Genomic DNA, 26,415 nt, shown 5'->3' on the forward strand with positions numbered 1-26,415 from the left:
GTACGGGCGGCAGGATGGTCACGTGACCGAAGCCGCCGTGCGCCCGCTGGACCGTGCCGGGAGGCTCCTGCCCGGACTCGCACTCGCCACCGGTATCGCCCTGGTCGCCACCGTGATCGGGCGCTTCCTGCCCGTCGTCGGCGCTCCGGTCAGCGGCGTCCTCATCGGGGCCGTCATCGGGACGATCCGTCGTCCGGGCGCGGTGTTCCGGCCGGGCATCTCGACCGCGAGCAAGACCGTCCTGCAGTGCTCGGTGGTGCTCCTCGGCGCCCAGCTGTCCCTGCTGCAGGTCGCGCGCGTCGGGGTGGCGTCGTTGCCGGTGATGCTCGGCACCCTCGTCGTCTGCCTGCTCGCAGCGTGGGGCATCGGTCGCGCGCTGGGCGTCGTCGGCAACCTGCGGATGCTGATCGGGGTCGGGACGGGGATCTGCGGCGCCTCCGCGATCGCCGCGGTGGCCCCGGTGATCGGCGCGGTGTCGATCGAGGTGGCGTACGCCGTGTCGACGATCTTCCTGTTCAACGTGGCCGCGGTCGTCGTCTTCCCCGTGGTGGGGCACGCGCTCGGGATGAGCCAGCACGCGTTCGGTCTGTTCGCGGGAACCGCGGTGAACGACACCTCGTCGGTCGTCGCCGCGGCGAGCACCTACGGGGCGGGCGCTGCGGACTCCGCGGTCGTCGTGAAGCTCGTCCGCACCCTGATGATCATCCCGGTCGTGCTCGGGTTGGCCTGGTTCGTCGGGCGTCGCTCGGACCCCACGACGGTCGCGACCGACGGCGTCGCCCTCGACGGCACGGCGCAGTCGAGCGGAGGAGTCCCCGCCGGGGCTCGACCGGGTGCCACGTCACCGTCCGGCAGACCGCGCTGGTCGGCGCGTCGGGTGACCCGCCTCGTGCCCTGGTTCCTCATCGGCTTCGTGCTGGCCGCCGCGGTGAACTCCACCGGTCTCGTCCCCGGTCCGGCGCACCCGGTGATCGCCGCGGTCGCCGCGTTCCTCATCACCGTCGCGCTCAGCGCCATCGGGCTCTCCACCGACCTGGCCGGGTTCCGCCGGGCCGGGTTCCGACCGCTGCTGCTCGGCGGCGCCCTGTGGGTCGTGGTGTCCCTGTCCAGCCTCGGCCTGCAGGCCCTCACCGGCAGCCTCTGACCCGCCGCCGAGCTGCCGCTGACCTGGCGCTACGGTCGGGGGATGGACCTCGACGCCCTCGCCTTCCCCGTCATCGACGGACACAACGACCTGCCGTCGGAACGCCGCGACACGCACGCATCCGGTCTGGACGGCATCGACTCCGAGACCGACTCCCTCCACACCGACCTGCCGAAGCTCCGGGCCGGTGGGGTCGTCGGACAGTTCTGGTCGGTCTACGTACCCGTCGAGGAGCCGGACCCGGTCCGGACGACCCTCCAGCAGATCGACCTCGTGCACCGCATGGTGGACCGGTACCAGGACGACCTGGCGCTCGCCCGCACGGCGGACGAGGTCCGCGCCGCCGTTGCCTCCGGCCGCATCGCCTCGCTCCTCGGCGCGGAGGGCGGCCACTCCATCGGGGACGACCTCGCGGTCCTCCGCGACTTCGCCCGGCTCGGCGTCCGCTACATGACCCTGACGCACACCGAGGACACTCCGTGGGCCGACTCGGCCACGGGAGCGCGGGCGCACGACGGACTGACCGATCGTGGACGAGAGGTCGTCGCCGAGATGGAACGCATCGGCATGCTCGTCGACCTGTCGCACACCGCCCCCGCCACGATGCGGGACGCCCTCGACGTCGCCACACGACCGGTCGTGTTCAGCCACTCGTCGACCGTCGCGGTCGCCGACCACCCGCGGAACGTCCCCGACGACGTGCTCGCCCGCCTCGCGGACAACGGCGGCGTGGTCATGGTGACGTTCGTGCCGGCGTTCGTCTCGCGGGCGTGGGCGGACTGGGAGGAGAGCGGGTCGGTCGGGGAGCCGCCGCACGTGACCGTGGCTGACGTCGCCGACCACGTCGAGCACGCTCGGGACGTGGCAGGAGCCGCGCACATCGGGCTCGGTGGCGACTACGACGGCACCCCGGTGCTGCCGCCGGACCTGCGGGACGTGTCCCGGTACCCGGTGCTGGCCGAGGAGCTGCGCCGCCGCGGTTGGGGCGACGCGGACCTCCGGGCACTCGCCGGCGGCAACGTCCTGCGGGTACTCGAGGCCACGGACGAGCGCTTCGCGCGGACGGCGCACCTCGCGGTCGCTCCGCGCTGACGGACGGGAGGCGCGGGTCGCCGGCACGCTCGGCACCGCTCCGCGGACCGTTCCGTCACGGAACAGGACCGCCCTGGGTGCGGTCGCTAGGATCGCGAGCGCACCGCGCCTCCACGGGAGGGGCTGCGGCAACCGACGTGAGGACGGAACCGATGAGCGGCACCATCTACGACGACATCTCCCAGGCCTTCGGCAACACCCCGCTCGTGCGGCTGAACCGTCTGCCGCAGGAGGGCGGGGCCGAGGTCCTCGCCAAGCTCGAGTTCTACAACCCCGGTGCGAGCGTCAAGGACCGTCTGGGTGTCGCGATCATCGACGCCGCCGAGGAGTCCGGCGAGCTGAAGCCCGGCGGCACGATCGTCGAGGGTTCGTCGGGCAACACCGGCATCGCCCTCGCCCTCGTCGGTGCGGCCCGCGGGTACAAGGTCGTCATCACGATGCCCGAGACCATGAGCGTCGAGCGCCGGGCCGTGATGCGCGCGTACGGAGCGGAGATCGTCCTGACCCCGGGCTCCGAGGGCATGAAGGGCGCCGTCGAACGCGCCGGTCAGATCGTCGACGAGACCCCGGGCGCGATCCTCGCCCACCAGTTCGAGACGACCGCGAACGCGGCGATCCACCGCCGGACCACGGCGCAGGAGATCCTCCGCGACACCGAGGAGCACGTCGACGTGTTCGTCGCGGGTGTCGGGACCGGCGGCACCATCACCGGTGTCGGGCAGGTCCTCAAGGAGCGCGTCCCCGGCGTGCAGGTCATCGCCGTCGAACCGGCCGACTCGCCCCTCCTGACCAAGGGCACGGCCGGACCGCACAAGATCGCCGGCATCGGGGCGAACTTCGTCCCGGAGGTGCTCGACCGTTCGGTGATCGACGAGGTCATCGACGTCGAGCTCGACGACGCCCTGCGGGTCGCCCGCGCGCTGGCCACGGAGGAGGGCATCCTGTCCGGCATCTCCTCGGGTGCCATCATCCACGCAGCCCTGCAGGTCGCGGCGCGGCCGGAGAACGCCGGCAAGCGCGTCGTCGCGATCGTCTGCGACACGGGGGAGCGCTACCTGTCGACGGTGCTCTTCGAGGGGCTCTCTGCGTGACGACGGCTCCACGCCGCGGCGTGCTGCGGACGGTCCGGGAGGACCTCGCCGCAGCACGCCGCGGTGACCCCGCCGCGCGCGGGGACCTCGAGAACGCGATCGTCTACTCGGGCCTGCACGCCGTCTGGTCGCACCGCGTCGCGCACCGGCTGTGGCACGCGCGCGGCCTGCCCGGCTCCCGCACGGTGGCGCGCATCCTGGCGCAGGCCACCCGGACCCTGACGGGGATCGAGATCCACCCGGGCGCACGGATCGGACGGCGGTTCTTCATCGACCACGGCATCGGCGTGGTGATCGGGGAGACGGCCGTGATCGGCGACGACGTCCTCGTCTTCCACGGCGTGACGCTCGGGGGTCGGGGCGGAGGCCCGGGGCTGGGTTCCAAGCGCCACCCGACGGTGGGCGACCGGGTCGTCCTGGGGGCGGGCTCCGCCGTCATCGGCGGGATCACGGTCGGCGACGACTCGGTCGTCGGAGCCGGCACGGTCGTCACGAAGGACGTGCCGCCCGGCTCCGTCGTCACCGGCGTCGCCGGGACGGCCCGGCCACGTTCCGGTCACGAGGGCGTGCCGGAACTCTGAACCGTCCCGCCCGGCCGGCCCCGGTGCGCGTCGGAGCGGTCAGCTCTTCTCGCAGGCGATCCCGTCGGCGTCGCGGTCCATCTTCTTGTTCGCGTTGTAGAGCGCGTCGTCCTTCTTCACCGTGCCCTTGAGTGCGCGGTACGACGTCTTCCCGGCGGAGGTCACTTTGTTCTTCGTGACCGACTTCTTCGCGATGCCGCCCGAGTACACCTTGTGGACGGCGGTGCAGTTCGCGTAGGTCTTCGGGGCCGCGGAGGCGCTGGTCGCGGTGCCGACGACGCCGCCGACGGTGAGCGCGAGCGCGAGGGCGGTGACGCCGAGGGTGCGGGTGGTCTTCATGGCGGTTCCTCCGGAGCGATGACCGGCGTCGGGTACGCAGGCAGGACGAGGGTACTGCGAATCAATGAGGCATCTTCACCCCCGATCGAGGCATGCACCGACCCGGCCTCGACACCGCGACCCGTTCCGTCCCGTCGGTGTCCCTGGTCCCCGTCATCATGGGTGCATGGACGGCAGCACCCTGCAGTCGGTCGCCGCACGGACGGCGATGGCCCTCCCGGCAGTGACCGAGACGCAGCCCTTCGGCGAGGGCACGGACGTCTACAAGGTCGTCGAGAAGATGTTCGTGATGACGACCGAACTCCGCGGCGTCGCGATCGTCACCCTCAAGTGCGCGCCGCCGCACGGTGCCGCGCTGGTGCGGGACCTCGCCGAGGTCACGCCGGGCTGGCACATGGACAAGCGCCACTGGATCACGCTCTCCCCGGGACCCGGACTCGACGAGGCGTTCGTCGAGGACCTCGTCGCGAACGCGTGGGACCTCGTCGTCGCGGGCCTGCCCCGTGCCCGTCGTCCACTCGACCCGACCCGCGGTGCACAGCAGCCTTGACCCGGCCGTCCCCGGTCAGACGGCGGAGCGCCGGAGCGCGAGCTGGGCCTCCCGGACGACCTTCGGAGCGAGCCCGTCACCCGAGGCGAGCACCGCAGCTGCCTGGTCCGCGCTGAGTCCGGCGAACATCTGCCCGATCGTGACGCCGTGCTCGGGGCGCGCCAGCACCGTCACGGTGTCGCCCGCGGCCACGGGGCCGGAGCGCTTCACGCGGAAGTACGCACCGGGGCGGCCCTCCTCCGCGAAGCGCTTCACCCACTTGTCGATCCCCATCCGCCGGGCGAAGGTGCCGCAGGGGGTCCGCGGGATCGTCGCCTCGAGTTCCAGGACCTCGCCGATCCGCCACCGCTCGCCGATCACGAGGCCGGTGACGTCGATGCCGGAGGTGCGCAGGTTCTCGCCGAAGAGCCCGGGCGGGATCGGCCTGTCGAGCTGTCCGGCGAAGTACGCGGCGTCCTCGTCGGCGTACACGTAGACGGCCTGGTCCTCACCGCCGTGGTGCTTCCGGTCCGCCTGCACGTCGGCGTGCAGGCCGAGGGGACGGACGCGGACCGGACCCGGCACCGGTCGCTTGTCGATCGCGGTGACACCGATCGTGCCCGAGTCCCGGAGCAGCTGGTCGACGCGGCAGACGGCGGTGACGACGGACATGGGGACAGCCTGCCGTACATCGGCCCGGGCGCGCACCCGTGGGCATCGGGCACGGCCGGATCCGGTGTGACGATCCGGCGCCGGCGTGCGTCTCATCGGTGCCCGAGCGCTCCGGTCCGCCGACACGCGGGCCGTTCGCAACCGCTCCCAGTAGAAGGAAACCGTGCAGCCGCAGCAACACCGGACGGATCTCGTCGACCTCGACGACGAGGTGCTCGCCGACCGTGCCACCGACGGTGACGTCCGGGCGTTCGAGGTCCTCATCCGACGACACACGCCGCTGCTCCGGGCCTACGCGCGACGCACGCTCGGGTCGACGGACGAACTCGACGACGTGGTCCAGGAGACCTTCATCACCGCCTGGAACCGACTTGATGGGCTCGAGGACCGCCGGCGGGTCAAGGCCTGGCTGATGCGCATCCTCAGCCGGAAGTGCCTGGACCGCATCCGGTCGCGCCGGGACCACGACGACGTCACCGAACTCGAGGTCGCTGCACCGTCCGACGCGGCCCCCGAGCGGGTCGCCGAGGCGCACTCCCGCGAGGACGCCGTCGACCGCGCTCTCAGCGCACTGCCCGTCGACCAACGCCGGTGCTGGGTGATGAAGGAGGTCCTCGAGTACCGCTACGAGGACATCGCCGAGGAGCTCGGCCTGCCGACGTCGACCGTCCGCGGGATCCTGTCCCGCGCCCGGAAGAACATGATCCGACTCATGGAGGGATGGCGATGACCGCCGCACCCGAACCGACCGCCGCGTCCGGACCGGACGGCGCGCCCGTGCCGGACGAGCCCGGCCTCGCGACCCTCGAGCCCGAGGACCTGGACGGGCACACGATCGACGAGCTCTCCGACTACCTCGACGCCGGGATGCAGCCGGCGGACCCCACCATCGACGACAGCCCCGCGTGCCAGAACGCCCTCGCCGCCATCCTGCGGGTGCGACACGCCTCGCTCGCGTCGCTCGACCAGGCGGCCGAGGCCGAGCCGCCCGCCGACGAGTCCTGGATCGGCGGCGTCCTGGCGAACATCTCGCTCGAGGTCCGCGCCGGACGGGACATCCCGCTGCGCGCCGCGGCCCCGACCGAGCGCCCGGTCCTGACCGAGGGCGCCGTCCGGTCACTCGTGCGTCGTGCCGGCGACGAGGTCCCCGGCGTGGTCGTCTCCCGCTGTCTGCTCGACGGTGACGTGACGGCGCTCGCGGCACCCGTGCGGGTCTCGGTGGAGATCGCCGTGGTCGCCGGCCACCGGCTCGTCCCGACCGCGGACGCCGTGCGGCTGGCCGTCGAGGAGGCACTCGCCACGCAGACCGACCTGACCGTGGTCGCGGTGGACGTCGTCGTCCGTGACCTCATCACACCCCGGACGACGGACGAGCGGACCACGGACGAGGAGACCTCGCGATGACCGACCAGACCACCACCGGCGGCGACGTCACCGACGAGACCGCCACACCCTGGACCGCGGAGACGCTCCTGGCGGTCGAGGCCGCCGTGCTCGCCGTCCCCGGCGTCACCGACCTCTACCGGCCGCGGCCGACCATCGGCAGCGCCGTCGCGGCCGTCCGGCGCCTCGCCCCCGGCGCTGCCGGTGCGGGCCCGGCCGGTGCGCGCGTCGGCGTCGACGGTCCAGTGCTCCACCTGGTGATCGGGACGGACGGGAGCGCGCCGGCACCCGTCGTCGCACATGCCGTCCACGACGCCGCGCTCGCGGTCGCTTCCGCCGCGGGCCGGACACCGACCCGCATCGACGTGCGGGTCGCGCGCATCGGCTGACGGTCGTCCTCGGCCCGGGCTGCGCCGGACGGGAGGCCCGACACCGGCCCGTCGCGTCGCTCGCTCGCCACCCGGTCGGCCCGGGTCGTCGGGCGGTCGCGTCAGCGGGCTGCCCGGCTCAGTACCAGTTGACCGCCTGCGAGTGCGACCACGCGCTGCACGGGGTGCCGTAGGAGGCGTCGATGTAGCGCAGGCCCCAGGTGATCTGGGTGCTGGCGTTCGTCTGCCAGTCGGCGGCGACCGAGGCCATCTTCGAGCCGGGGAGCGCCTGCGGGATGCCGGTTGCGCCGCCGTCCGGGTTGACGGCCCGGTAGTCCCAGCCGGACTCCTTCGTCCACAGGCTGTCGAGGCACTGGAACTGGTCCGCGCCCCAGCTGTACTCGGACGCCGCCATCGACGCCGCCACGGTCTTCGCCCCGGCGGGGGTGTTCGCGCGGGCCTGCGCTTCGGCGGCAGCCCGTTCCGCCGCGGCACGAGCGGCGGCTGCCTCCGCCGCGGCCGCCCGGTCGGCAGCCCGCTGCGCTGCCGCCTGCCGGTCGGCGGCGTCCTGCGCGTCCTGGTCGGCGCTCGCCTGAGCGACCTCCTGCGTGGTGTCGACGGTCGCGGCGATGCGTTCGGTCAGCGCCGAGCCGGACAGCGAACGGATGTCCGCCAGCGATGCGATGTGCTGCTCGAGCTCGGCGGTGTCGGTCTCGTCGTTGGCGTCCTGCACGACGGTGCGGGCGGTCGCGACCGTCGCTGCGGCCTGGGCCCGGCCGAGGTCGGTGCCGCTCAGGCCGGGGGTCGCGGAGGCGCTGGGCACGCCGAGCGCGTCGCCGAGCGCGGGCTGCGTCACGGTGAGGGCGCCGCCGGCGATCGCGACGACCGCGGCCCCGCCGGCGAGGAGGACGCCGTGCTTGCGCAGGGTCCGACGCATGCGACGGGAGGGGGTGTCGAGGGCGGCGCGGCGGGTGCCGGGTGCCGGGGCACCGGTGCGGGGAGTGGTTCGCGTCATGGTTTCCGGGGGTCGGCCGGCTCGTGGTGCGGGTCCTCGGTGGACGGCTGTCCGGACGGGTGCGCGGGTGGGGCGCACGCCGGACACCGGTGCGGCCGAGCGTCGGGGACGGTCGGGCGCACCGGGGAGACGACAGGGGCGGGAGACCCTGCCGTCCGCGTCGTCGCGTGGACCCGCGAGCCGGGGGAGGAGCGGACGGTGGTGTGGGGCCCGTCCGTTCCGCCGCGGCGCGGTGACGCTCAGGTCACCCGCGGGGCGAAGCCGCCACGATGACCCGTGATCCTGGACGTGTCGTCAGCACCTGCGCACCGGAGACCGGCCGGAGGCCCGGTAACGGTTCGGTAACGAGGCGCGAGCGGTCAGGAAGACCCGGCCGCCCGGGCGGTCGGACTCTGGGCGACGCGCTCCAGTGCGTCGAGGGCGCGGGCGATCGCGTCGACGTCGTCGGGGGACAGTTCCGCGATGAGGCCGGCGACGATGCCGGTGCGCTCCGAACGGGCCGCGTCGACGGCGTCCACGCCAGCGGGTGTCGCGCTCACCATGAAGGCCCGGCCGTCACGCGGATCGGCGTCGCGCTCGATGAAGCCGCGCTGCTCGAGCTCGGTCAGGATGCGGGTCATCGTCGGCTTGGTGACGACCTCGATCCGCGACAAGTCGCCGGGGCGGAGGGGGCCGTGCTGCACGATGGAGGCGAGTGCCGACACGATGCCGTAGCCGAGTGACGCGGAGTCGGTGCGCGCCCGCCGGTTGATCCGACCGACCGCCGCGGCGAGTCGTGCGGCGACCTCGGTGCGGTCCGGGTCGAGGTCGGTCATGGCTGCTCCGCGGGGATCGGTCGGGTGGTGAGCACGATCGTAGCGGTCGCCGGGGCGGTGCAGATCGGGGGACACGAGCGTGACCGCCGGGATCGGCGGGACCATGTCCGGTGACGAGGTCAGGCCCTGCTCCCGGTCGGCCCACTCCGACCCTGTGCGGACGTTCAGGGAATGGACGGCTACGGGGTCAGCGCTTCTCGCCCGGGAGGAGGTGGATGGCCTCGGTGGCGAGCTCCGCGGCGACGTTGTCCCCGTCGGCCGTGGCCGTCCGGAGCCGCCGGAAGTCCTCGGTCATCCGGTCCCAGTCGACGAGCCGGTCGAGGTCCGGCAACCGCAGCCGGAAGGCCAGGCCGTCCATCGTGTCGCGGCAGACACGCTGCAGGTCCGCGTTGCCGCACTCGTCGACGTACAGCGCGAACACCCCGAGGGCGCCACGGTTCACCGCCGGGACGTCGTGTGCCTCGAGCTCGGTGACGGTCGTGTCGAGCGCCGACAGGATCCGCTTCCGCGCGGCCACCGACAGACGCGGCACGGCCAGCCGGACGACGCCGCCGAACAGCACGCCGAGCGTCTGCATGGCCTCGACGACCTGCGCCGGGTCCGGCGTCGTCACGCGCGTGTACCGGTTCGGTGCCATCTCGATGAGCCCTGCCCGGGCGAGCTGGCTGAGGGCCTCGCGGATGGGGGTCCGGGAGACGCCGAGCCAGGCGATGAGCTCCTCGTCGTTCAGGCGCTCCCCGGGCTCGAGGGTCCCGTCCATGATCGCCTCGTGGATCTTCTGCCGGACGGTGTCGCGGAGCAGCTTGTGCTCGGTCGGGGCGGTGCTGGGGACCGGCATGCGAGGACCTTCCGGATCGGGGGCGGGGGCCTCCTCACCGTACCTGATGTGCTACCGGCAGGATGTGGTCAGCCCAGGTCGAGCAGGCGCAGCGTCGCGGGGTCCTCGTGGCCGTCGAACCACCGCTCCAGGACGGCCCGGAACGGTGCCGGGTCGTCGGCGGCACGGGCGAACAGGGTCATCGACGACCGGGCCTTCACGGAGTCGATGCCGCCGAACAGGTCCTCGGCCGAGTCCGCCGGCGCGTCGACGGCCGCGGCCGCGGCGTCGAGCAGTCGCGGTCCGAGCACCGGGTGTGCGAGGACCGCCCGGGCTTCCGGCAGGCCGGTCACCGCGTAGTGGCGGGCGGTCGAGCTCCGACCGAGGCCGGCGACCTGCGGGAACACGAACCACATCCAGTGCGACCGTTTCCGCCCGGACCGGAGCTCGGCGAGCGCGGTCTCGTGCACGCCGTGTTGGGCCGTCACGAAGCGGTCGAGGTCGAACGGGTCGTCGCCGTCCGACCCGTCGTGCACGGTGCTCATCGGACGACGTCCCCCCAGGCGTAGCGGACGGTGGTGCCGTCGACGACGAGCACGGAGTCGGGAGCCCGGTCGAACAGGCCCGGCAGGCCGACCGCGTCGGGCAGGTCGCCCTCGAGCCGTTCGAGTCGGGCGGACCGCACGGTGAGCGGCGGGTGCTGGCGCTGCCAGAACAGGGTCTGCGCGAGCAGCCGTGCGTGGATGCCGGCACGGGTGGTCAGCTCGGCGGCCAACGGTGAGCGGTCGACCTCGCCGGCGACGGCGCGCACCGAGGCGGCGTGCCGGACGGTGGACGGGCCTGGCGTCCGGCGGGCCGCGCGGGCCAGGCGGACCGCACGGATCGGGTGCCGCACGCGCCCGGGGTGCCTGACGGACCGGTGGCCGACGGTCTCGCCGCGGCGACGGGAGCGTGCCCAGGCGAACGTGTACGGCACGCCGAGCAGCGCGTGGGCGGCGACGATGGCGGGGACGTTCGGCGTGTCCACGGTCAGGTACGCGATCCCGCGGCGGCCGGCGTCGTCGACCGTGAGGATCTCGATCGTGACCTCGGTCATCCTGCCGAGGCGGGTGGACGGCGGGAGCGGTGGGACCTGCGTCTCACGGAACACGTAGGCGACGAGCCCGACCCAGGCGCTGCCGTCGACGACGTCCGGACGGGTGCCGCGCGGGACCAGCCGTGCGAGCGTCTCGGGTTCGCAGCGCCAGTGCGCGAACACGATGTCGTCCCAGGCGTGGACCGTGACCGGTCGGTGGAGCAACGCGACAGAGGCCCGGGACCGCGGTGCACCCCGTCCCGGCGCCGGCGTGGGCGCGGCCTCGCTCATCGGCGTGGGGCGTGTCGGGCCACCCGCACGGCCCACGCGACGAGCGGGGCCTGCAGGGGCAGGCGGAGGACGGCGACCAGGCGTGCGGTCCGGCTGGACCGGGGGCTGTTGAGCAGGTCCCCGGCCATCTTGAGGTTCGCGGGGAAGACGGCGAGGAAGAGCGCGGCAGCGGCCCAGCCGGCACCGCGTCGGGTCGCCGGGACGAGGAGCCCGGCGGCGATGCCGAGCTCGGCGACGCCGGACGCGAGGGTGGTCGTCCGTGGCGGGAGGGCGTCCGGCACGATGCGGTCGTACCCGCGGGGCCGGAGGAAGTGCGTCACGCCCGCACCGCCGAGGATGAGGGCGAGGACACCGGCGGTCCTCGTCGCACGCCGTGCACGTCTGGTCCGCCGTCGCATCGCTCCATCGTGCCCGTCGTGCCCCGGCGCACGCCCAGGTCGGTCCGGGGTCGGCATCGCGGGTCGGGAGGGCGCGTGTGCCCGGACGGCGTCGGCGTCAGGCCAGCGCGGTCGCGACCAGGTCGAGGACGGCCGTGGCGACGTCGGCCTTCGAACCGGAGGTCTCGCGGACGACCTCGCCGCCGGGCACCAGGACCTCGATCGCGTTCTCCTCGCGCTCGAAGCCGTGCGACCAGCCCACGTGGTTGACGACGAGCAGGTCGGCCGGCTTCCGGGCGATCTTCGCGCGCCCGAGCTCGATGCGCGCCTCGCGGTCGGGTTCGGTCTCGGCGGCGAACCCCACGATGACCTGCCCGACCCGCCGTGCGGCGACGAGTTCGGCCAGGACGTCCGGGTTCTTCACGAGTTCGAGCGTCATCCGGTCGCCCTGCTGCTCCTTCTTGAGCTTCGACTCGAGCACCTCGGCCGGCCGGTAGTCGGCGACCGCCGCGGTCATCACGACGACGTCGGCTGCGGGCGCGGCGGCGTGCACGGCAGCGGCGAGCTCCTGCGCCGACCCGACGCGCACGACCTCGACGGGCAGGTCCGCGGTGAGCCCGGGGTCGGTGTTCGCGACGACGAGGGTCACGTCCGCACCCCGGCGCGCGGCCTCCGCGGCGAGCGCGATGCCCTGCCGGCCGCTCGACCGGTTGCCGACGAACCGCACCGGGTCGAGCGGTTCGCGGGTCCCGCCCGCGCTGACCACCACGCGGACGCCGGCCAGGTCGCCCTGCTCGCCGCGGGCGCCGGTGTGGCGACCCGGGACCGCGTCCGTTCCGTCGGCACCCCCGTGGGTGTCCCCGCTGTCCCCGTCGAGCACGGCGAGTGCGGCCCGCACGATGTCCTCCGGTTCGGACATCCGGCCGATACCGGCGTCGTCGCCGGTCAGGGCGCCGACGACGGGACCGACGACGTGCACGCCACGGGCGCGGAGTGTCGCGAGGTTCGCCCTGGTGGCCGGGTGCTCCCACATCTGCGGGTGCATCGCGGGGGCGACGACGACGGGTGCCTCGGTCGCGAGCAGGGTCGTGCCGAGCAGGTCGCCGGCCAGGCCCGCGGCCATCTTCGCGAGGCTGTCCGCGGTGGCGGGGGCGATCACGACGAGGTCGGCGCGACGGCCGAGTGCGACGTGCCGCACCTCGGCGACGTCGTCCCAGACGCTCGTGGAGACGGGGTTGCGGCTGAGTGCCTCCAGGGTCGGCAGCCCGACGAACCGCAGCGCGCCCTCGGTCGGGACGACGTGCACGTCGTGGCCGCGCTTGACGAGGTCGCGGACGACGCCGACGGCCTTGTAGGCGGCGATCCCGCCGGTGATCCCGACGACGACGGTGCGGGGGCGGACGGTCTGCAGGGCTGCCTCGTTCACGGCGCTCACGCTACCCGCCGAGCGGACGCGTGCGGCCGTCGCACGGGCGACCGGCGGGGGAACGTGCGAGCAGCGACCACGGAGAGCGCCGGCGGTGGCGGGGAACGCCGACGCCGGGTGGCAGGATCACCGTCATGTGCACCGTCGTCGTCCGTGTCGATCCCGCCGCGGCCTGGCCCGTGACCATGCTCGCGCTGCGGGACGAGTCGCCGGACCGGCCGTGGGACCCGCCGGCGGCGTGGTGGCCGGACCGCGATCCCGGGGTCCGGGGCGTCCGCGACCAGCAGGCCGGGGGTGCGTGGCTGGCCGCGTCGGACCGTGCCGGGCTCGCGGTCGTGCTCAACCGGTGGGAGGACACCCCGGGAGTCGACGGGTCCTGGACGACCCGTGGCACGCTGCCGCTCGACGCCGTGGTCGACGGCGTCCTGCCGGGCGCGGCCGGCACCGCGCCGACGAGCCGGGCCTTCAACCTCGTGCGCGCGACGGCCGACGGGGCCGAGGTCGTCACCTGGGACGGGTCGGCCGTCCGCACGACCGTGCTCGGGCCCGGCGTGCACATGGTCACGCACGGCGAGCCGGACGACCCGGCGGCGCCCCGGATCGGCCGGTGGCTCGACGCGTTCCGCGCCGCGCCGGCGCCGACGGGCCCGCCCGCTCGGGACCCCTCCGACGAGGTGGGCCGCACGGGGCCGGCTGCCGACGAGGACGGCTGGGGTCCGTGGTTCGACGTGCTCGACGGCTCGACCGTCCTGCCCGCCGACGACCCGGACGCGATCCTGCGGGACACGGTCGAACCCGAGGGGCACTTCGCGACCCTGTCGATCGTCGCCGCGGCGGTCGGACCGGAGCGGACGGTGCTGCGTCACACCCGGCTCGCACAGCCGGGGGTCCTGCACGGGCCGCTGACGCACGACCACGCGTAGGCGACCGTCCTCCGAGGGCTCAGGACGGGCCTCCCGGCGGGGGCGACTGGTGCGGTGTCCGCCGGGAGGCCCGTCCCGGGTCCCGCGGACCGGCGTCAGTCCGGCAGGCGGGTCCCGGTGAGGTCCTCGGCGACCGCCCAGAGCGAGCGGGCGAGGTCGACGCCCCGTGCCGAGCGCGGGATCGGCGCGAGCGTCGTCGGCCCGGTGAGGCCGAGCGGCCCGGCCGGTCCATAGTAGGCGCCGGACACCGCACCCGGTCCCACGGCGGCGTAGAGGAGCGGCTCAGACCCCTGCTCGACGCCCTGCGTCCAGGGGAACGCCCGGTCGCTCGCGTGGACGGGGCGGTCGCGGCCCAGGGAGCGGCCCGCCGCCTGCAGGTTCGTCCGCGTGAAGCCGGGGTGCGCGAGCGTCGAGCTGAGGCCCCACTCCCGCGTGATCGCGACCTGGTGCAGGTGCAGCCCGAGGAGCAGGTCGGCGAGCTTCGACTGCGCGTAGGCGAGCCACGGCTGGTAGCTGCGCTGCCACTGCAGGTCGTCGAAGTGGATCTTCCCCGGCACCGCGGCGATGCTCGACATGGTCGTCACGCGGGGCGCCTCGGCGCGGAGGAGCGTCGGCAGGAGCAGGTTCGTCAGGGCGAAGGGGCCGAGGAAGTTGGTTTCGAACTGCAGCTCGAACCCGTCGACGGTCTCGAAGCGCTCCCGCGGGGCCATCACGCCGGCGTTGTTGACGAGGACGTCGAGCGGTCGGTCGTCGGCGATGACGCCGTCGGCGAAGCGGTGCACGCTCGACAGGTCGGCGAGGTCGAGCTCCCGGACCTCGAGGTCGGCGTCCGGGTGCTCACGACGGATCTCCGCGGCGGCGTCCTCGCCCTTCGACGGGGTGCGGACCGCGAGCACGATGCTCGCGCCGGCCCCGGCGAGCCGGCGGGCGGCCTCCTTGCCGGTGCCGCTGTTGGACCCGGTGACGACGATGCGTCGGCCGGTCTGGTCGGGGAGGGTCGAGGACTGCACCATGGGGTGGACCGTACACAGCGGCGCTGTGCCCGGCTCGCCCGCGGCAGGGGGTGCGGTCGGCGGGCGATCGTGCTAGTTTTCATGCGTTCGCATTGATCGACTGCGAGATCCGGGAGGGTCCCATGAGCAACGCCTTCGGCACGAACCGACCCTCGGACGTCCCGCCGCCCGCACCCGACCGGGTCGGCCCGGTGCAGCTCGGCCTCGACACGTTCGGCGACGTCACCGACGGTCCTGCCGGTAGCCCCCTCACCCACGCGCAGACGCTGCGGAACCTACTCGAGGAGGCCGTCCTCGCCGACCAGGTGGGCATCGACTTCATCGGCGTCGGCGAGCACCACCGCGCCGACTACTCCGTGAGCGCCCCCGAGGTCGTCCTCGCAGCGATCGCCGCTCGGACCGAGCGCATCCACCTCGGTTCCGCCGTGACCGTGCTGTCCTCCGACGACCCGGTCCGCGTGTACGAGCGCTTCGCCACCGTCGACGCGATCTCCAACGGGCGCGCCGAAGTCGTCCTGGGCCGCGGGTCCTTCACCGAGTCCTTCCCGCTGTTCGGCTTCGACCTGCAGGACTACGAGGTGCTCTTCGAGGAGAAGCTGCAGCTCTGGAGCGCCCTCCGTGGCGGCGACACCGTCACGTGGCAGGGCACGAAGCGCGCCTCGCTCGTCGAGCAGGACGTCTTCCCGAAGCTCGAACACGGCCCCATCCCGACCTGGATCGGCGTCGGCGGGTCCCCGCAGTCGGTCATCCGAGCCGCGTCCTACGGCATGCCGCTGTTCCTCGCGATCATCGGGGGGCAGCCGGCGCAGTTCGCCCCGTACGCCCGGCTCTACCGCCAGGCGCTCGACCAGCTCGAGCTCCCGCAGCAGCCGATCGCGATGCACTCGCCCGGGTTCGTCGCCGAGACCGACGAGGAGGCCGCCGAGCGGTACTGGCCGTTCCACAAGGCCGTCACCGACCAGCTCGGTCGTGAGCGTGGCTGGCCGCCCCTCGACCAGGCGGGTTACCGCGCCGGGCTCTCCGCGGGCGGGTCGCTGTACGTCGGGTCGCCGGAGACCGTCGCGCGCAAGATCGCGCGGAACATGCGCATCCTCGGCGTCACCCGGTTCGACATGCGGTACGCGACCGGTCGCCTGCCGCACGAGGACATGATGCGGTCGATCGAGCTGTACGGCACGCGGGTCGCGCCGCGCGTCCGCGAGCTGCTCGCGGAGCCGGTCCCCGTCCCCTGATCCACCACCGGACGGGCTGACCCGTCGCCGGACGGGCTGAGCGGTCCGCCCGGCGGTTCCCGGGCTGCTCCGCGTACCGTCTGCCGCATGTCGCCGAGCAACGAGACCACCGAACGACGGTTCCGCGGACGGATCCTCGGCGCCGGGAGCACTTCCGGCGTCCGGTTCGTCGTCGGCATGTGGGAGTCGTCCCCGTTCGGCGCGTTCACCGACGTGTTCGTCGAGCTGCCCGACGGGTCGAGCGTGCTCCTCGCTCCCGACGAGATCGTCGCCGCCTACGTCTCCGGCACCTACCGGTTCGACGCGGTGTCGGTCGTGGACATCAGCGCCCGACGCACCGCGCGCGGACTCGAACTCGACGCCGGGCCCCTCGTCGCCTCGGTCGACGTCGGCACGATCTCCCCGCTCGGTCGGGTGCTCCGCATCGTCCCGAAGCGCATCGCCCGCGACCCGCGGTGGCTCACCGTGATCGACCCCGTCGCGAAGCTCGTCGCTCCCGGAGCGGGCACCGCCGGCACCGCGGGGGGCGGCCGCCGCGAGTACTACGGCGTCACCGGGGCGCACGACGTGGTGGGTGTCCGTGGCACCTGGGCGGGGGAGCCCCTCGGGGAGCTCGCGCCCCTGGACCCGCCGGTGCGGTTCGGCTTCGCGTCGCTGCCGCGGATCCCGCAGGTGGTCGACGTCGAGACGACCATCCGCGAGCGCGCCTGACCGCTGCCGTCCGCGCCGACGCGGCCGGAGCGGCGTCGCGGGGGTGGGACGGGCCTCCCGGCAGATGTCCCTCGCGCATCCCGAGCCGATCGGGGCAGACTGGAGGGAACGGTTCGCGTCACGGAGCCGGCCTCGTGCCGGCAGTCGGGGCGCACGACGCAAAGGAGCATCATGACCGACACCCAGACCGACCACCGCGCCGCCATCTCCGACATCGTCCACGGAGCACGGACGGCACTCCTCACGACCGTCAGCGCGGACGGCCAGCTGCACGCCCGACCCCTCGCCGTGCAGGACAAGTCCTTCCACGGGACGCTGCGGTTCCTCGTGCAGGACGGCAGCGAGAAGGTCGAGGACATCGCCCGGAACCCGCACGTCAACGTCGCCATCGAGTCGCAGGGCGGGTACCTCTCCATCGCCGGTACGGCCACCGTCACCGAGGACCGCGCGGTGGTCGACGAACTCTGGTCACCGTTCGCCGAGGCGTGGTTCCCGGACGGGCGCGACGACCCGTCGATCCGGCTGCTCACGGTGCAGGGTGTCTCGGTCGAGTACTGGACGCAGGACGCCGGTCCGGTCGGAGGCCTCGTGCAGACCCTCAAGGCCGCGATCGGGCACCAGTCCCAGCCGGACGTCGGCAGTCACGGCACGATCGAGGTCTGACGGACGTCGCCGCCCGGGTCGTGTCCGACACGAGCCCGGGCGCCGGCGACGGTCCCGTCAGGGCGGGCCGAGCAGCCAGAGGAGCGCGACGAACACCGGCTGCAGCACCAGGGCGCCGGCCACCAGCGTCCACCGCAGTCCCGGCTTCGCAACCAGCTCCGGCGACCCCATCAGCGGCGCGAGGGGCATGAGCAGCCGGGGCGTGGACGCCATCGGCAGCGACACCGCGAAGACGTACAGCGCGTACCCCGCGGCGAACACCACCGTGGTGGTCCCGAGCTGCCGGGTGGAGCGGCGCGACAACCACAGCGGGTAGAGGACGAGCAGGAGCACGACGAGGAGCACGCCGCCGACGCCGAGCCACTTCGCGGTGGTGAGGAACCACGGCGACAGCGGCACGAAGTGCACCCGGCCGATGAAGTTCACCCACCAGGACATCTCGGTCGCGAGGTACGCGTCCGGACGACCGGTCGCCCAGGCCGCGATGACCGGCCACGCCGATCCCGCCGCCGCCATGACGAGCCCGGCGACGACGACCTTGACCCGCTCCGCGACCGGGAACCCGTCGAGCGACCGGGCGCCCGTCCGCCGCGCCGCGAAGTACCGGAGGAGCGCGAGCACACCGAGCGTCAGCGGGATGGCGAGCGCACCGGGACGGGTGAACGCGGCGACGACCCCGAGGACGGTGAGCAGCCCGTACCGCCGTCGTTCCATCGCCAGCAGCGCCCCGAAGGTCAGCGCCAGGAAGGCGGTCTCGGCGTACCCGACCTGCAGCAGGAACGACAGCGGACCGCACGTGAAGAAGAAGACCGCCCACAGTGCCGCGGTCGCACCGGCGTGCTCCTGGACGAGGCGGTGCAGCAGGAACGTCGCGACGAGGCCGGCGACGATCGCGACGGTCGGGGCGCCGATGGTGAACGGCAGACCGGTCGACACGGTGAGGAGCCGGATGGTGAACGGGAACGCGGGCAGGAACGCCCAGGCGTTCTGGGCGACGTGTCCGGTGGCGTCGATCGGCAGGACCGAGGGGTACCCGTGCAGCGAGATCGCCTCGTAGTACTGCCCGTCCCACGACGTCAGGAACGCCGTGAACCCGTGGTCGTTGCCCCAGATGGCATTGTCCGGCTGCACGCGCGAGACGAGTGGGTACACGACCATCAGCCACATCGTCGACACCAGGCGCCCGACGGTCCAGAGCAGCAGGACCGCCGACCACGCCGGCAGGCTGACGACCGTGTCGACCACGCGGCGACGACCCGCGGCGACCGAGCCGGTGAGGACCCCGTCCAGGCGGCTCATGCGCGCGGTCCGCAGAGGTCGGGGTGGGCAGACGGCACAACTCCACGGTAGTCGTCGCTCGCTGGGGAAGGGGGACACCTCGCGTCACGGATCACGCAGCGGTCCGACTAGCATCCGGAGCGATGACGACGACGACACGACGGACGAGCAGCACGGCGGTCGCCGTGCTCGTGGCGGGCACCTTCTTCATGGAGCTCCTGGACGGGACGATCCTGGCCACGGCGGCACCGGCGATGGGGCGCGACCTCGGCGTCGACTCCGCCGCCGTCGGTGTCGCGATCACCGCCTACCTCGTCACCCTGGCCGTGTTCATCCCGGTCAGCGGGTGGATCACCGACCGCGTCGGGTCCCGGACCGTCTTCGTGGGCGCGATCGCGCTGTTCACGCTCGCCTCGGCGCTCTGCGCCGCCTCGACCGGACTCGTCGAGCTGACGCTGTGGCGGATCCTGCAGGGCCTCGGCGGTGCGCTGATGGTGCCGGTCGGGAGGCTCGTGGTGCTCCGCAGCGCCGGTCGCGACCAGCTCGTCACGGCGATCGCGATCCTGACGTGGCCCGCGCTCGCGGCGCCGATCATCGCGCCGTTCCTCGGCGGGGTGCTCGTCGACACGCTGTCCTGGCACTGGATCTTCCTCGTCAACATCCCGCTCGGGGTGGTGGCCGTCGTCGCGGCGCTCGTCCTCGTCCCGCAGGAGCGTGCGCCGGAGCGGGTGCCGTTCGACTGGCGCGGGTCGGTGCTCGCCTGCCTCGGGCTCGGCGCGCTCGTCGTCATGGCGTCGTTGCTCGCCCTCGAGACCGTGCCCGTCGTGCCGGCCGTCGTCGCCGGCGTCGTCGGTGCGGGATGCACCTGGCTCGCGATCCGGCACTTCCGCCGGGCACCGCACCCGATCATGGGGCTCGACGCGTTCCGGCTCGAGACCTTCCGTGTCTCACACGCAGGCGGCAGCCTGTTCCGCCTGGCGGTGTCCGCGGTGCCGTTCGTGCTGCCGCTGCTCTTCCAGGACGCCTGGGGGTGGACCGCACTCGAGGCCGGGTCCGCCGTCCTCTGGGTCTTCGTCGGCAACCTCGGCATCAAGCCCGCGACCACGCCGTTCCTGCGCTGGTGGGGGTACCGTCCGGTCATCGTCGTGTCCTCCGCCCTCGCGGCGCTGTCCGTCCTGGCGATGGTGTTCCTCACACCGGAGACGCCGTTCTGGCTGCTCGCGGTCCTCCTCGTCGTCAGCGGTGCCGCACGGTCGGTGGGCTTCACCGCGTACAACACGATCGCGTTCGCGGACGTGGAGCAGCCGGACATGACCGCCGCGAACACGCTGTCCTCGACGCTGCAGCAGACCGCGGCCGGGTTCGGGGTCGCCGTCGTCGCCGTCGTGCTCCGGGCCGCGTCGGGCGTCGGCGGGGAGGGGCTCGCCGGTACGGCGCCGTACGAGGTCGCCTTCGGCGTGATCACGGTCCTGCTGCTCGTCGCCTGCGTCGAGGGGCTGCTCATGAGCCGGACCGCGGGGGAGACCGTCCGTCCGACCCGCCGCGTACGGGAGCCGGCGGGGCGCTGACGGGGCGGTGCGGGGCGCCAGCGGCGGGGTCGACCGGCACGCGGTCGGGTCGTCACCGATCGTCCACCGCCACGTCACGTGTCCGCGATCCGCACCGCGCTACAGTCTCAGCAACCTGCTGCGGTGTCCGAGTACCGTGACCGCCGCAGGAGAGAGGGCCGATCGGGCCCGGAACGGAAGGCAGCATGGCGGCGCCACAGGAACAGGCAACGACAGACTCGACCACCGAGGTCCGGCAGACCGCCCTGCGCGTCGTGAGCTACAACCTCCGTGAGCACACCGCGAACAGCGAGCTCGCGGCTCTCGCCGAGTCCTCCCAGGCCGACGTGCTCTGCGTGCAGGAGTGCGACAGCACCGACCTCGCCACGTCCGTCGGCGGCCTGACCCTCGCCGCGTCCACCCAGGCGAACCGGCTCGGCCTCGCCATCTACAAGCGCGACGACCGGTTCGACGTCCGCGACCTCGGCATCCACTCGCTGCAGAAGTCCCTGCACGACCGGGTGCTGTCACCCGCGCACGAGCGCCTCATCGCCATGCACCTGTACGACCGGGAAGCCGACACCGAGGTCATCGTCGCGTCCTTCCACGCCTCGCCCCTGACGGCGACGAACTCGTTGCGCCGCAAGCAGATCGAGGCCGCGCACGACTTCGTCCGCGACCTGTCGAGCGAGGCCCCGGCGATCATGGTCGGCGACTTCAACTACCCGTGGTTCCAGACGAACCTGCGTCGGAAGATCGAGGAGTCCGGCTTCGCGCTGTCCCTGTCCGACCAGCCGACGTACCTGCGCTACCGCAAGTTCACCGGCCACTTCGACTTCGCCACGAGTGTCGGCCTGCACATCGCCGGGGTCGAGACCCTGCCCGCGGGCATCTCCGACCACCGGCCGATCCTGGTCCGCGCGGACTACGAGGAGCCCGCCGCGGTGGAGGCCCCGGCCGCGGAGGACGCGCCCGCCGCGTAGCCGCCCGCCGCGTAGCCGAACGACGCGCCGCGCACCTTGCGCGGGGTCGCACGACCTGCCGCTGCCCCTGCCGGTCGGCGGCACATCGTGCGACCCCACCCGGTCCATCTGGCGGGCCGACGGCGGTCCCGTGGCGGAGGCAGGGCCTCCAGGCCGCGTCAGCGTCCGCCGGGGTCGCACGACATGCCGCGCGCGTGCCGCCGAGGTTCCGGGATCCCGGCATCTCGGCGCGCGAGATGCCGGAATCGCGGAACCTGGCGGGCCGGCGGGTCGGCTCAGCGGCGGAGCGTCGCCCGCGCCAACCGGTTGCCGACGAACTGGCCGAGCTGGACGATCACGACGATCGCCGCCACGGACACGTAGACGACCCACCAGTCGTACCGCTGCGACCCGTACGTGATCGCGTACTCACCGAGGCCACCGCCACCGACGAGCGCACCCTGCGCGGTCATGTCGACGATGCCGATGTAGATGAACGTGTAGCCGAGGATGAGCGGCCCGAGGCCCTCGGGGATGAGCACCGTCAGCAGGATCGACACCGGGTGCGCCCCGGAGGCCCGTGCCGCCTCGACGACGCCGGGGTCGACCGCCAGCAGGTTCTGCTCGACGATGCGCGACACCGCGAACGCCGCCGCGAGCGAGATCGCGAACGTCACCGCGGGGACACCGATCGTCGTCTGCACGACCACGCGGGAGAGCGGGGCGATCGCGGCCAGGAAGATCACGAACGGGATCGGTCGCACCAGGTTCACGACCAGGTTGATGACCGTGTACGCGCCGCGGTTGCCGAGCAGGTTGCCCGGTCTGGTGGCGTAGAGCAGCAGGCCGAGCGCGAGTCCGATGACCCCGGCGATGACGAGTGACACGAGGGACATGACGATCGTGTCGCGGATCGCGGCGAGGAACACGTCGAAGGTGTCGATGACGCTCTGGAACGAGTTGTTCATGCGCGTGCCTCCTCGTCGACGGTGATGCCGCCGGCTCGCAGTGCTGCCACGGCCCGGTCGGTGGCGGTGTCGGACCCGCCCAGTTCGTAGGTGAGCGACCCGATCCGGCGCTCCCGGATCTCGGTGACCCCGCCGAACACGAGCTCCGCGGTGACCCCGGCATCGCGGAACGCCTGGTCGATGCGCGCCTGCAGACCGGTCTCGTCGGTGATCCGCACGGACACGAGGCGTCCCGGGTGGCGCTCGCGCAACCGGGTGACGGTCTCGGCGGACGGGCGGTCGTGGAGTGCGGTGCGCACGAAGCGCTGGGCGGCGCCGGTGGTCGGGGCGGAGAACACGTCGTACACGTCCCCGACCTCGACGACCCGGCCCTGCTCCATCACGGCGACCCGGTCGGCGATCCGGCGGACGGCGTCCATCTCGTGCGTGATGACGATGATCGTCACACCGAGCTCGCGGTTCACGCGGCGGAGGAGCGCGAGCACCTCGGACGTGGTCTCCGGGTCGAGGGCGCTCGTGGCTTCGTCGGCGAGGAGCAGCTCGGGGTTCGAGGCGAGGGCACGGGCGATGCCCACGCGCTGCTTCTGACCGCCGGACAGCTGTTCCGGGTAGGCGTGTGCACGGTCGAGCAGACCGACGAAGTCGAGCAGCTCGGCGACGCGGCGGTCGCGTTCGGCCTTGGCGACGCCGGCGACCTTGAGCGGGTACGCGACGTTCCCGGCGATCGTGCGGGAGCGGAACAGGTTGAACTGCTGGAAGACCATCCCGATCCGGCGACGTGCGGTGCGCCGGTCGCGCTCGGGGATCGCGGTGAGTTCCTGACCGGCGACCGTGACCGTGCCCGAGGTGGGCAGCTCGAGTGCGTTGACGAGTCGGACCAGGGTGGACTTGCCAGCACCGGAGTAGCCGATGACGCCGAGGACCTCTCCCTGGTGGACGTCGAGGTCGACACCCTCGACCGCGGTGACGGTCTCTCCGGTGTCGGCGCGGCGGTAGCTCTTGGTGACGCCGCGGAGTTCGACGAGGGCGGCCACTACTCCGCTGCCGCCTTCGCGTCCTGCTCGACGGTGGCGAGCTCGTCCTGCAGCTCGGCGGCGTCCTGGTCGCGGGAGACCGCGTCCGGGTAGTCCTGCTTGAACGCCTTCTGCACGGCGTCGTCCTGGAACAGCTCGGCCAGTTCGAGGTACGTCTTGTTCGTCTTGTCCTCGTTGCGGACCGCGAAGACGTTCACGTACGGGGCGGCGGAGGAGCTCGTCGGGTCGTCGGTGAAGACCTTGTCCGACGCGGGGAGCCCGGCGGCGGTCGCGAAGTTGTTGTTGACCACGGCGGCCTGCACGGAACCCTGCTGCAGGGCGTTGGCGGTCTGCGAGGCGTCGAGCGGCTGCACGTCGACCTTGGCCGACTCGATGTCGTCCGTGGTCGAGAAGGCGCTGCCGCCGTCCTGCAACTCGAGCAGCTTCGCGGCCTGCAGCACGAGCAGGGCGCGGGCCTCGTTGATGGCGTCGTTCGGGATGGCGACCTTCGCGCCCTCGGGCAGTTCGGACGGCTCGTCGACCTTCGTCGCGTACAGCGGGAGCGGGTAGACGGCGGTGGAGCCGATCGGCTGCAGGTCGTCCTTCGAGGTCACGTTGTAGTTCGCCAGGTACTGGATGTGCTGGAACTGGTTGATGTCGACCTGCCCGTCCTTGAGCGCGGGGTTCGGCAGCGAGTAGTCGGCGAAGTTCGTCAGCTCGACGGTGACGTTCAACCGTTCCTTCGCGAGCTCCGTGTAGGTCTTCCAGTAGGGCAGCGCCTTGTCCGCGACGCCGATGGTGACGGTCTGGGCCTTCCGGTCGGACCCGGACCCGGCGGCTCCGGCCTGCTCGGAGCCGCCACCGCGGACGGCGACGACCACGAGGGCGACGACGATCGCGACGACGACGACTGCGGCCGCGACGATCCACCCGATGGGGCGCTTGCGCTTCGGACGGTCGGGCAGGACGGGTGCGGCGGTCATGGGTGCTCCTCGTGAGGGGGTCGCCCTGGTGGCAGGGACGGGTGCTGTCGGGTCCTCGGTCCGGTGTCGTCCGGCGGGGACTCCACGAGTGTGCACGGCGACGCGGACACGGTCGATTCGCGTTCCGTCGTGTTACGGGCGGCGTCCCCGGCGGGCAGGCTCGGAGTGTGCGCAGCATCGAACTCGTCCTCGACCCGGCCGCCGAGCGGGCCGTGCGCGACCTCTGGGATGCGCTGGTCGACGCCGACCTGCCGAGCATGGGCCGCCACACCTCGGCGACGAACGCGCCGCACGTCACGCTCGCGGCCGGGGACACCCTGCCCGTGCCGCCCGGCTTCGACGTGGCGCTGCCGTCGACCGTGCGCCCCGCCGGGCTCCTGCTCTTCCCGGCCGGCCCCGGTCGGCACGTGCTCGGGGTCGGCGTCGTGGTCGACCGCGCGCTCGCCGCCTTCCACGAGGCGGTGCACCGCGTGGCCCCCGGTGGCGTCGACACCTCGCTGCCCGGCCGGTGGGCACCGCACCTGACGCTCGCCCGGCACCCACGGGACGTCGACCTGCCCCGGATGCTCGAGGTGCTCGCGGCCGTGCCGCTCCCCGAGGAACTCGGCGTCGCCGGGGTGCGTCACTGGGACGGGGAGACGAAGACGGTCACCACCGTCGGCTGACGTCGGCGACCGGTCGCAGGCGCTCCGTCAGGTCGCCGCAGCCGACGCACCGGCCGCGCCACGGGCCTCCCGGGAGGCACGGCTCAGGTCCCGAGCACCCGCTCGCCGAACGCGGACGCGAACTTCCGGTCCGGGTCGCGGGTCGCGACCAGGGCGCGGAAGTCCGGCAGTCGTGGGTACAGCGCCGCGACCGCCGTGGCGTCGAGGGAGCTCATCTTCCCCCAGTGCGGGCGACCGCCGAACGGGGCGAGCCGCACCTCCAGGTCGGGCAGCAGGGCGGCGACCTCCGCGGGGTGCTTCTTCCAGGTGAACGCGATGCAGAGCACGTCCTCGCCCTGTGTCGGGCTGAGCCAGAGGTCGTCCGCGGCCATGGTGCGGAGCTCCGACACGTGCAGGTGCGGCTGGATCCGGTGGGCCAGCCCCCGCAGGGCGTCGAGCGCGGCGGCGGCGTGCCGGAGCGGGACGAAGTGTTCGCTCTGCACCTCGGACCCGACGGAGGGCACGGCGTCGATCGGGAAGTGCGGCAGGCGGTCCCACCACGGCCCGACCGAGCCGTCCCGCGCCGTGTGGTGGCCGTCGCCCGGGGCACCCGGCAGACGTGGGGCACCGAGGAGGTCGGCGGGGACCGCGACGTCGTCGGCACCGTCCGGCACGCGGGACTTCACGAGCACCTCGGAGACGGTGTCGCCGAACACCGTGTACGCGCAGACCGAGTACCCGGCGGCGAAGACCTCGGCGGCACCGGCCGTGAAGGTGTCCCAGGCGATCGGGCCGTACGTGTCCTGCCGCATCCGGTACGAGGGCTGCACGTCGACGGTGACCCGCGTGACGATGCCGAGCAGGCCGAGGTGGATCGCGGCGCCCTGCATCGCCGGGTCACCGCGGCGGATCGTGCTCGTGGTGCCGTCCGGTCCGACGACCTCGAGCGCGGCGACCGCGGTGCTGAGCGACCCGAGCGCGGTGCCGGAGCCGTGCGTCCCGGTCGCGACCGCACCGCCGAGCGAGATGTGCGGCAGCGAGCCCTCGTTGTGCAGGGCGACGCCGGCGGCGTCGAGGTCGGGTGCGACGACGCCGTACCGGGTGCCGGCGCCCATGGTGGCCGTGCGGCGGTCCTCGGCGACGACGAGGTCGGTGGGCACGGCGGTGAGGTCGAGCAGGACGCCGGGGGTGTCCGCGACGTCGTTGAACGAGTGCCGTGTGCCGAGTCCGTGGACGCGCGGACTCCGGGCGACGAGGTCGGCGACGTCGTCCAGCGAGGTCGGCCGGACGACGCGCTCGGCCGTGTAGGTGACCGTGCCGGACCAGTTCAGCTCGCTCGTCGTCGACCGCATGCGCCCACGATGCCACGGCGTGACCCGGCATCGCGCCCCCGGACGCACATCGCGCCCCGTCGGGACGGGGCGCGATGTGCGTGCCGGGGCGCGTGGTGCGCCTCGTGTGCG

The 26,415-nt window shown here is 73.3% G+C and carries 30 protein-coding genes; 15 read left to right on the plus strand and 15 right to left on the minus strand.

From position 1 onward, the window contains the following. Positions 1-22: 22 nt before the first annotated feature. The 4 genes from DEJ16_RS10325 to epsC all read left to right on the plus strand — a co-directional run bounded on the left by DEJ16_RS10325 (position 23) and on the right by epsC (position 3,908). The gene (locus tag DEJ16_RS10325; RefSeq protein WP_110824715.1) at positions 23-1,144 is read left to right on the plus strand and encodes a YeiH family protein; all 1,122 of its coding nucleotides are present in this window, start codon (positions 23-25) and stop codon (positions 1,142-1,144) included. 42 nt (positions 1,145-1,186) lie between these two features. Next, a complete protein-coding gene (locus DEJ16_RS10330) occupies positions 1,187-2,236 on the plus strand; it encodes a dipeptidase (RefSeq protein WP_110824714.1) in 1,050 nt (349 codons plus the stop codon). A 152-nt stretch (positions 2,237-2,388) separates the two neighbouring features. After that, a complete protein-coding gene (gene cysK, locus DEJ16_RS10335; RefSeq protein WP_110824713.1) occupies positions 2,389-3,327 on the plus strand; it encodes a cysteine synthase A in 939 nt (312 codons plus the stop codon). Further along, positions 3,324-3,908, plus strand: coding sequence for a serine O-acetyltransferase EpsC (gene epsC / locus DEJ16_RS10340; protein ID WP_258365921.1), 585 nt, complete (start codon positions 3,324-3,326; stop codon positions 3,906-3,908). Before cysK ends, epsC begins: the two co-directional genes overlap by 4 nt. Before the next feature lie 39 nt (positions 3,909-3,947). Here the strand turns inward: epsC and DEJ16_RS10345 are convergent, their stop codons facing one another. Next, positions 3,948-4,247: an excalibur calcium-binding domain-containing protein gene (locus DEJ16_RS10345; protein WP_110824712.1), complete on the minus strand. Its 300-nt coding sequence runs from the start codon at positions 4,245-4,247 to the stop codon at positions 3,948-3,950. Between the two features lie 166 nt (positions 4,248-4,413). On the opposite strand from DEJ16_RS10345, the gene DEJ16_RS10350 reads away from it, so the two are divergent. Further along, positions 4,414-4,797, plus strand: coding sequence for an MmcQ/YjbR family DNA-binding protein (locus DEJ16_RS10350; protein ID WP_110824711.1), 384 nt, complete (start codon positions 4,414-4,416; stop codon positions 4,795-4,797). Between the two features lie 15 nt (positions 4,798-4,812). Here DEJ16_RS10350 and DEJ16_RS10355 read toward each other — a convergent pair whose 3' ends face one another. Further along, a complete protein-coding gene (locus DEJ16_RS10355) occupies positions 4,813-5,448 on the minus strand; it encodes an MOSC domain-containing protein (RefSeq protein WP_110824710.1) in 636 nt (211 codons plus the stop codon). Positions 5,449-5,611: 163 nt separating this feature from the next. Here DEJ16_RS10355 and DEJ16_RS10360 point away from each other — a divergent pair, with 163 nt between their 5' ends. From DEJ16_RS10360 to DEJ16_RS15550, 3 genes are read left to right on the plus strand one after another with little or no spacing between them, the layout of a single operon-like run. After that, positions 5,612-6,178, plus strand: coding sequence for an RNA polymerase sigma factor (locus tag DEJ16_RS10360; RefSeq protein ID WP_110824709.1), 567 nt, complete (start codon positions 5,612-5,614; stop codon positions 6,176-6,178). Continuing rightward, a complete protein-coding gene (locus DEJ16_RS10365) occupies positions 6,175-6,852 on the plus strand; it encodes a hypothetical protein (protein WP_146232863.1) in 678 nt (225 codons plus the stop codon). The genes DEJ16_RS10360 and DEJ16_RS10365 overlap by 4 nt, the downstream gene beginning before the upstream one ends. Further along, positions 6,849-7,220: a hypothetical protein gene (locus tag DEJ16_RS15550; RefSeq protein WP_146232864.1), complete on the plus strand. Its 372-nt coding sequence runs from the start codon at positions 6,849-6,851 to the stop codon at positions 7,218-7,220. The genes DEJ16_RS10365 and DEJ16_RS15550 overlap by 4 nt, the downstream gene beginning before the upstream one ends. A 118-nt stretch (positions 7,221-7,338) precedes the next feature. Here the strand turns inward: DEJ16_RS15550 and DEJ16_RS10375 are convergent, their stop codons facing one another. The 7 genes from DEJ16_RS10375 to DEJ16_RS10405 all read right to left on the minus strand — a co-directional run bounded on the left by DEJ16_RS10375 (position 7,339) and on the right by DEJ16_RS10405 (position 13,015). Further along, positions 7,339-8,214, minus strand: a complete 876-nt coding sequence (locus DEJ16_RS10375) for a phospholipase (RefSeq protein WP_258365922.1) — start codon at positions 8,212-8,214, stop codon at positions 7,339-7,341. A gap of 359 nt (positions 8,215-8,573) precedes the next feature. Continuing rightward, positions 8,574-9,029 (minus strand): MarR family winged helix-turn-helix transcriptional regulator, encoded by a 456-nt coding sequence (locus DEJ16_RS10380; protein ID WP_110890080.1) that lies wholly within the window; start codon positions 9,027-9,029, stop codon positions 8,574-8,576. 187 nt (positions 9,030-9,216) lie between these two features. Next, the gene (locus DEJ16_RS10385) at positions 9,217-9,867 is read right to left on the minus strand and encodes a GntR family transcriptional regulator (protein ID WP_110824705.1); all 651 of its coding nucleotides are present in this window, start codon (positions 9,865-9,867) and stop codon (positions 9,217-9,219) included. A 68-nt stretch (positions 9,868-9,935) separates the two neighbouring features. Beyond that, positions 9,936-10,391: a DUF1810 domain-containing protein gene (locus tag DEJ16_RS10390; RefSeq protein ID WP_110824704.1), complete on the minus strand. Its 456-nt coding sequence runs from the start codon at positions 10,389-10,391 to the stop codon at positions 9,936-9,938. Continuing rightward, entirely contained in the window at positions 10,388-11,146 is a 759-nt protein-coding gene (locus tag DEJ16_RS10395; RefSeq protein ID WP_181419555.1) for a YqjF family protein, read from the minus strand. Before DEJ16_RS10395 ends, DEJ16_RS10390 begins: the two co-directional genes overlap by 4 nt. 62 nt (positions 11,147-11,208) lie before the next feature. Further along, complete coding sequence (locus tag DEJ16_RS10400) at positions 11,209-11,610, minus strand: hypothetical protein (RefSeq protein WP_110824702.1); 402 nt, start codon at positions 11,608-11,610, stop codon at positions 11,209-11,211. Positions 11,611-11,707: 97 nt separating this feature from the next. Beyond that, the gene (locus DEJ16_RS10405; RefSeq protein WP_258365923.1) at positions 11,708-13,015 is read right to left on the minus strand and encodes a phosphopantothenate--cysteine ligase family flavoprotein; all 1,308 of its coding nucleotides are present in this window, start codon (positions 13,013-13,015) and stop codon (positions 11,708-11,710) included. Positions 13,016-13,149: 134 nt separating this feature from the next. Between DEJ16_RS10405 and DEJ16_RS10410 the strand changes: the two genes are divergently transcribed. After that, positions 13,150-13,938: an NRDE family protein gene (locus DEJ16_RS10410; RefSeq protein WP_110824701.1), complete on the plus strand. Its 789-nt coding sequence runs from the start codon at positions 13,150-13,152 to the stop codon at positions 13,936-13,938. 95 nt (positions 13,939-14,033) lie between these two features. Here the strand turns inward: DEJ16_RS10410 and DEJ16_RS10415 are convergent, their stop codons facing one another. Next, entirely contained in the window at positions 14,034-14,951 is a 918-nt protein-coding gene (locus tag DEJ16_RS10415) for an SDR family oxidoreductase (protein WP_110824700.1), read from the minus strand. A gap of 122 nt (positions 14,952-15,073) precedes the next feature. Here DEJ16_RS10415 and DEJ16_RS10420 point away from each other — a divergent pair, with 122 nt between their 5' ends. The 3 genes from DEJ16_RS10420 to DEJ16_RS10430 all read left to right on the plus strand — a co-directional run bounded on the left by DEJ16_RS10420 (position 15,074) and on the right by DEJ16_RS10430 (position 17,557). Then, positions 15,074-16,183: an LLM class flavin-dependent oxidoreductase gene (locus tag DEJ16_RS10420; protein WP_110824699.1), complete on the plus strand. Its 1,110-nt coding sequence runs from the start codon at positions 15,074-15,076 to the stop codon at positions 16,181-16,183. An 87-nt stretch (positions 16,184-16,270) separates the two neighbouring features. After that, positions 16,271-16,894, plus strand: coding sequence for a hypothetical protein (locus tag DEJ16_RS10425; RefSeq protein WP_110824698.1), 624 nt, complete (start codon positions 16,271-16,273; stop codon positions 16,892-16,894). Between the two features lie 171 nt (positions 16,895-17,065). After that, the gene (locus DEJ16_RS10430) at positions 17,066-17,557 is read left to right on the plus strand and encodes a pyridoxamine 5'-phosphate oxidase family protein (RefSeq protein ID WP_110824697.1); all 492 of its coding nucleotides are present in this window, start codon (positions 17,066-17,068) and stop codon (positions 17,555-17,557) included. 57 nt (positions 17,558-17,614) lie between these two features. Here the strand turns inward: DEJ16_RS10430 and DEJ16_RS10435 are convergent, their stop codons facing one another. Beyond that, complete coding sequence (locus DEJ16_RS10435; RefSeq protein ID WP_110824696.1) at positions 17,615-18,856, minus strand: hypothetical protein; 1,242 nt, start codon at positions 18,854-18,856, stop codon at positions 17,615-17,617. Positions 18,857-18,978: 122 nt separating this feature from the next. Here DEJ16_RS10435 and DEJ16_RS10440 point away from each other — a divergent pair, with 122 nt between their 5' ends. Together DEJ16_RS10440 and DEJ16_RS10445 are read left to right on the plus strand one after the other, a co-directional pair. Further along, entirely contained in the window at positions 18,979-20,403 is a 1,425-nt protein-coding gene (locus DEJ16_RS10440; protein WP_110824695.1) for an MFS transporter, read from the plus strand. A gap of 185 nt (positions 20,404-20,588) precedes the next feature. Further along, positions 20,589-21,365: an endonuclease/exonuclease/phosphatase family protein gene (locus DEJ16_RS10445; RefSeq protein WP_110824694.1), complete on the plus strand. Its 777-nt coding sequence runs from the start codon at positions 20,589-20,591 to the stop codon at positions 21,363-21,365. Between the two features lie 275 nt (positions 21,366-21,640). On the opposite strand, the gene DEJ16_RS10450 is transcribed toward DEJ16_RS10445, so the two are convergent. Genes DEJ16_RS10450 through DEJ16_RS10460 form a run of 3 tightly spaced genes read right to left on the minus strand, consistent with a single transcriptional unit; the run spans position 21,641 to position 24,308 of the window. Continuing rightward, positions 21,641-22,312 carry a methionine ABC transporter permease gene (locus DEJ16_RS10450; protein ID WP_110824693.1) on the minus strand — a complete coding sequence of 224 codons (672 nt, stop codon included), beginning with the start codon at positions 22,310-22,312 and terminating at the stop codon, positions 21,641-21,643. After that, on the minus strand, positions 22,309-23,346 hold the full coding sequence (locus DEJ16_RS10455) for a methionine ABC transporter ATP-binding protein (protein WP_110824692.1): 1,038 nt from the start codon (positions 23,344-23,346) through the stop codon (positions 22,309-22,311). The genes DEJ16_RS10450 and DEJ16_RS10455 overlap by 4 nt, the downstream gene beginning before the upstream one ends. Further along, entirely contained in the window at positions 23,346-24,308 is a 963-nt protein-coding gene (locus tag DEJ16_RS10460) for a MetQ/NlpA family ABC transporter substrate-binding protein (RefSeq protein ID WP_110824691.1), read from the minus strand. The genes DEJ16_RS10455 and DEJ16_RS10460 overlap by 1 nt, the downstream gene beginning before the upstream one ends. A 167-nt stretch (positions 24,309-24,475) precedes the next feature. Between DEJ16_RS10460 and DEJ16_RS10465 the strand changes: the two genes are divergently transcribed. Then, on the plus strand, positions 24,476-24,973 hold the full coding sequence (locus DEJ16_RS10465; protein WP_110824690.1) for a 2'-5' RNA ligase family protein: 498 nt from the start codon (positions 24,476-24,478) through the stop codon (positions 24,971-24,973). A gap of 83 nt (positions 24,974-25,056) precedes the next feature. On the opposite strand, the gene DEJ16_RS10470 is transcribed toward DEJ16_RS10465, so the two are convergent. After that, positions 25,057-26,304: a D-arabinono-1,4-lactone oxidase gene (locus tag DEJ16_RS10470; RefSeq protein WP_110824689.1), complete on the minus strand. Its 1,248-nt coding sequence runs from the start codon at positions 26,302-26,304 to the stop codon at positions 25,057-25,059. Positions 26,305-26,415: the final 111 nt, after the last annotated feature.

Source organism: Curtobacterium sp. MCJR17_055 (assembly GCF_003224335.1).
GTDB lineage: Bacteria > Actinomycetota > Actinomycetes > Actinomycetales > Microbacteriaceae > Curtobacterium.

What these genes read in the sequence shown, in the direction of transcription:
- DEJ16_RS10330 (WP_110824714.1), top strand. Translation starts at nt 1,187, where the DNA reads ATGGACCTCGACGCCCTCGCCTTCCCCGTCATCGACGGACACAACGAC.
- cysK (WP_110824713.1), top strand. Translation starts at nt 2,389, where the DNA reads ATGAGCGGCACCATCTACGACGACATCTCCCAGGCCTTCGGCAACACC.
- DEJ16_RS10345 (WP_110824712.1), bottom strand. Translation starts at nt 4,247, where the DNA reads ATGAAGACCACCCGCACCCTCGGCGTCACCGCCCTCGCGCTCGCGCTC.
- DEJ16_RS10350 (WP_110824711.1), top strand. Translation starts at nt 4,414, where the DNA reads ATGGACGGCAGCACCCTGCAGTCGGTCGCCGCACGGACGGCGATGGCC.
- DEJ16_RS10355 (WP_110824710.1), bottom strand. Translation starts at nt 5,448, where the DNA reads ATGTCCGTCGTCACCGCCGTCTGCCGCGTCGACCAGCTGCTCCGGGAC.
- DEJ16_RS10365 (WP_146232863.1), top strand. Translation starts at nt 6,175, where the DNA reads ATGACCGCCGCACCCGAACCGACCGCCGCGTCCGGACCGGACGGCGCG.
- DEJ16_RS15550 (WP_146232864.1), top strand. Translation starts at nt 6,849, where the DNA reads ATGACCGACCAGACCACCACCGGCGGCGACGTCACCGACGAGACCGCC.
- DEJ16_RS10375 (WP_258365922.1), bottom strand. Translation starts at nt 8,214, where the DNA reads ATGACGCGAACCACTCCCCGCACCGGTGCCCCGGCACCCGGCACCCGC.
- DEJ16_RS10380 (WP_110890080.1), bottom strand. Translation starts at nt 9,029, where the DNA reads ATGACCGACCTCGACCCGGACCGCACCGAGGTCGCCGCACGACTCGCC.
- DEJ16_RS10385 (WP_110824705.1), bottom strand. Translation starts at nt 9,867, where the DNA reads ATGCCGGTCCCCAGCACCGCCCCGACCGAGCACAAGCTGCTCCGCGAC.
- DEJ16_RS10390 (WP_110824704.1), bottom strand. Translation starts at nt 10,391, where the DNA reads ATGAGCACCGTGCACGACGGGTCGGACGGCGACGACCCGTTCGACCTC.
- DEJ16_RS10400 (WP_110824702.1), bottom strand. Translation starts at nt 11,610, where the DNA reads ATGCGACGGCGGACCAGACGTGCACGGCGTGCGACGAGGACCGCCGGT.
- DEJ16_RS10410 (WP_110824701.1), top strand. Translation starts at nt 13,150, where the DNA reads ATGTGCACCGTCGTCGTCCGTGTCGATCCCGCCGCGGCCTGGCCCGTG.
- DEJ16_RS10415 (WP_110824700.1), bottom strand. Translation starts at nt 14,951, where the DNA reads ATGGTGCAGTCCTCGACCCTCCCCGACCAGACCGGCCGACGCATCGTC.
- DEJ16_RS10420 (WP_110824699.1), top strand. Translation starts at nt 15,074, where the DNA reads ATGAGCAACGCCTTCGGCACGAACCGACCCTCGGACGTCCCGCCGCCC.
- DEJ16_RS10425 (WP_110824698.1), top strand. Translation starts at nt 16,271, where the DNA reads ATGTCGCCGAGCAACGAGACCACCGAACGACGGTTCCGCGGACGGATC.
- DEJ16_RS10430 (WP_110824697.1), top strand. Translation starts at nt 17,066, where the DNA reads ATGACCGACACCCAGACCGACCACCGCGCCGCCATCTCCGACATCGTC.
- DEJ16_RS10435 (WP_110824696.1), bottom strand. Translation starts at nt 18,856, where the DNA reads ATGAGCCGCCTGGACGGGGTCCTCACCGGCTCGGTCGCCGCGGGTCGT.
- DEJ16_RS10440 (WP_110824695.1), top strand. Translation starts at nt 18,979, where the DNA reads ATGACGACGACGACACGACGGACGAGCAGCACGGCGGTCGCCGTGCTC.
- DEJ16_RS10445 (WP_110824694.1), top strand. Translation starts at nt 20,589, where the DNA reads ATGGCGGCGCCACAGGAACAGGCAACGACAGACTCGACCACCGAGGTC.
- DEJ16_RS10450 (WP_110824693.1), bottom strand. Translation starts at nt 22,312, where the DNA reads ATGAACAACTCGTTCCAGAGCGTCATCGACACCTTCGACGTGTTCCTC.
- DEJ16_RS10460 (WP_110824691.1), bottom strand. Translation starts at nt 24,308, where the DNA reads ATGACCGCCGCACCCGTCCTGCCCGACCGTCCGAAGCGCAAGCGCCCC.
- DEJ16_RS10470 (WP_110824689.1), bottom strand. Translation starts at nt 26,304, where the DNA reads ATGCGGTCGACGACGAGCGAGCTGAACTGGTCCGGCACGGTCACCTAC.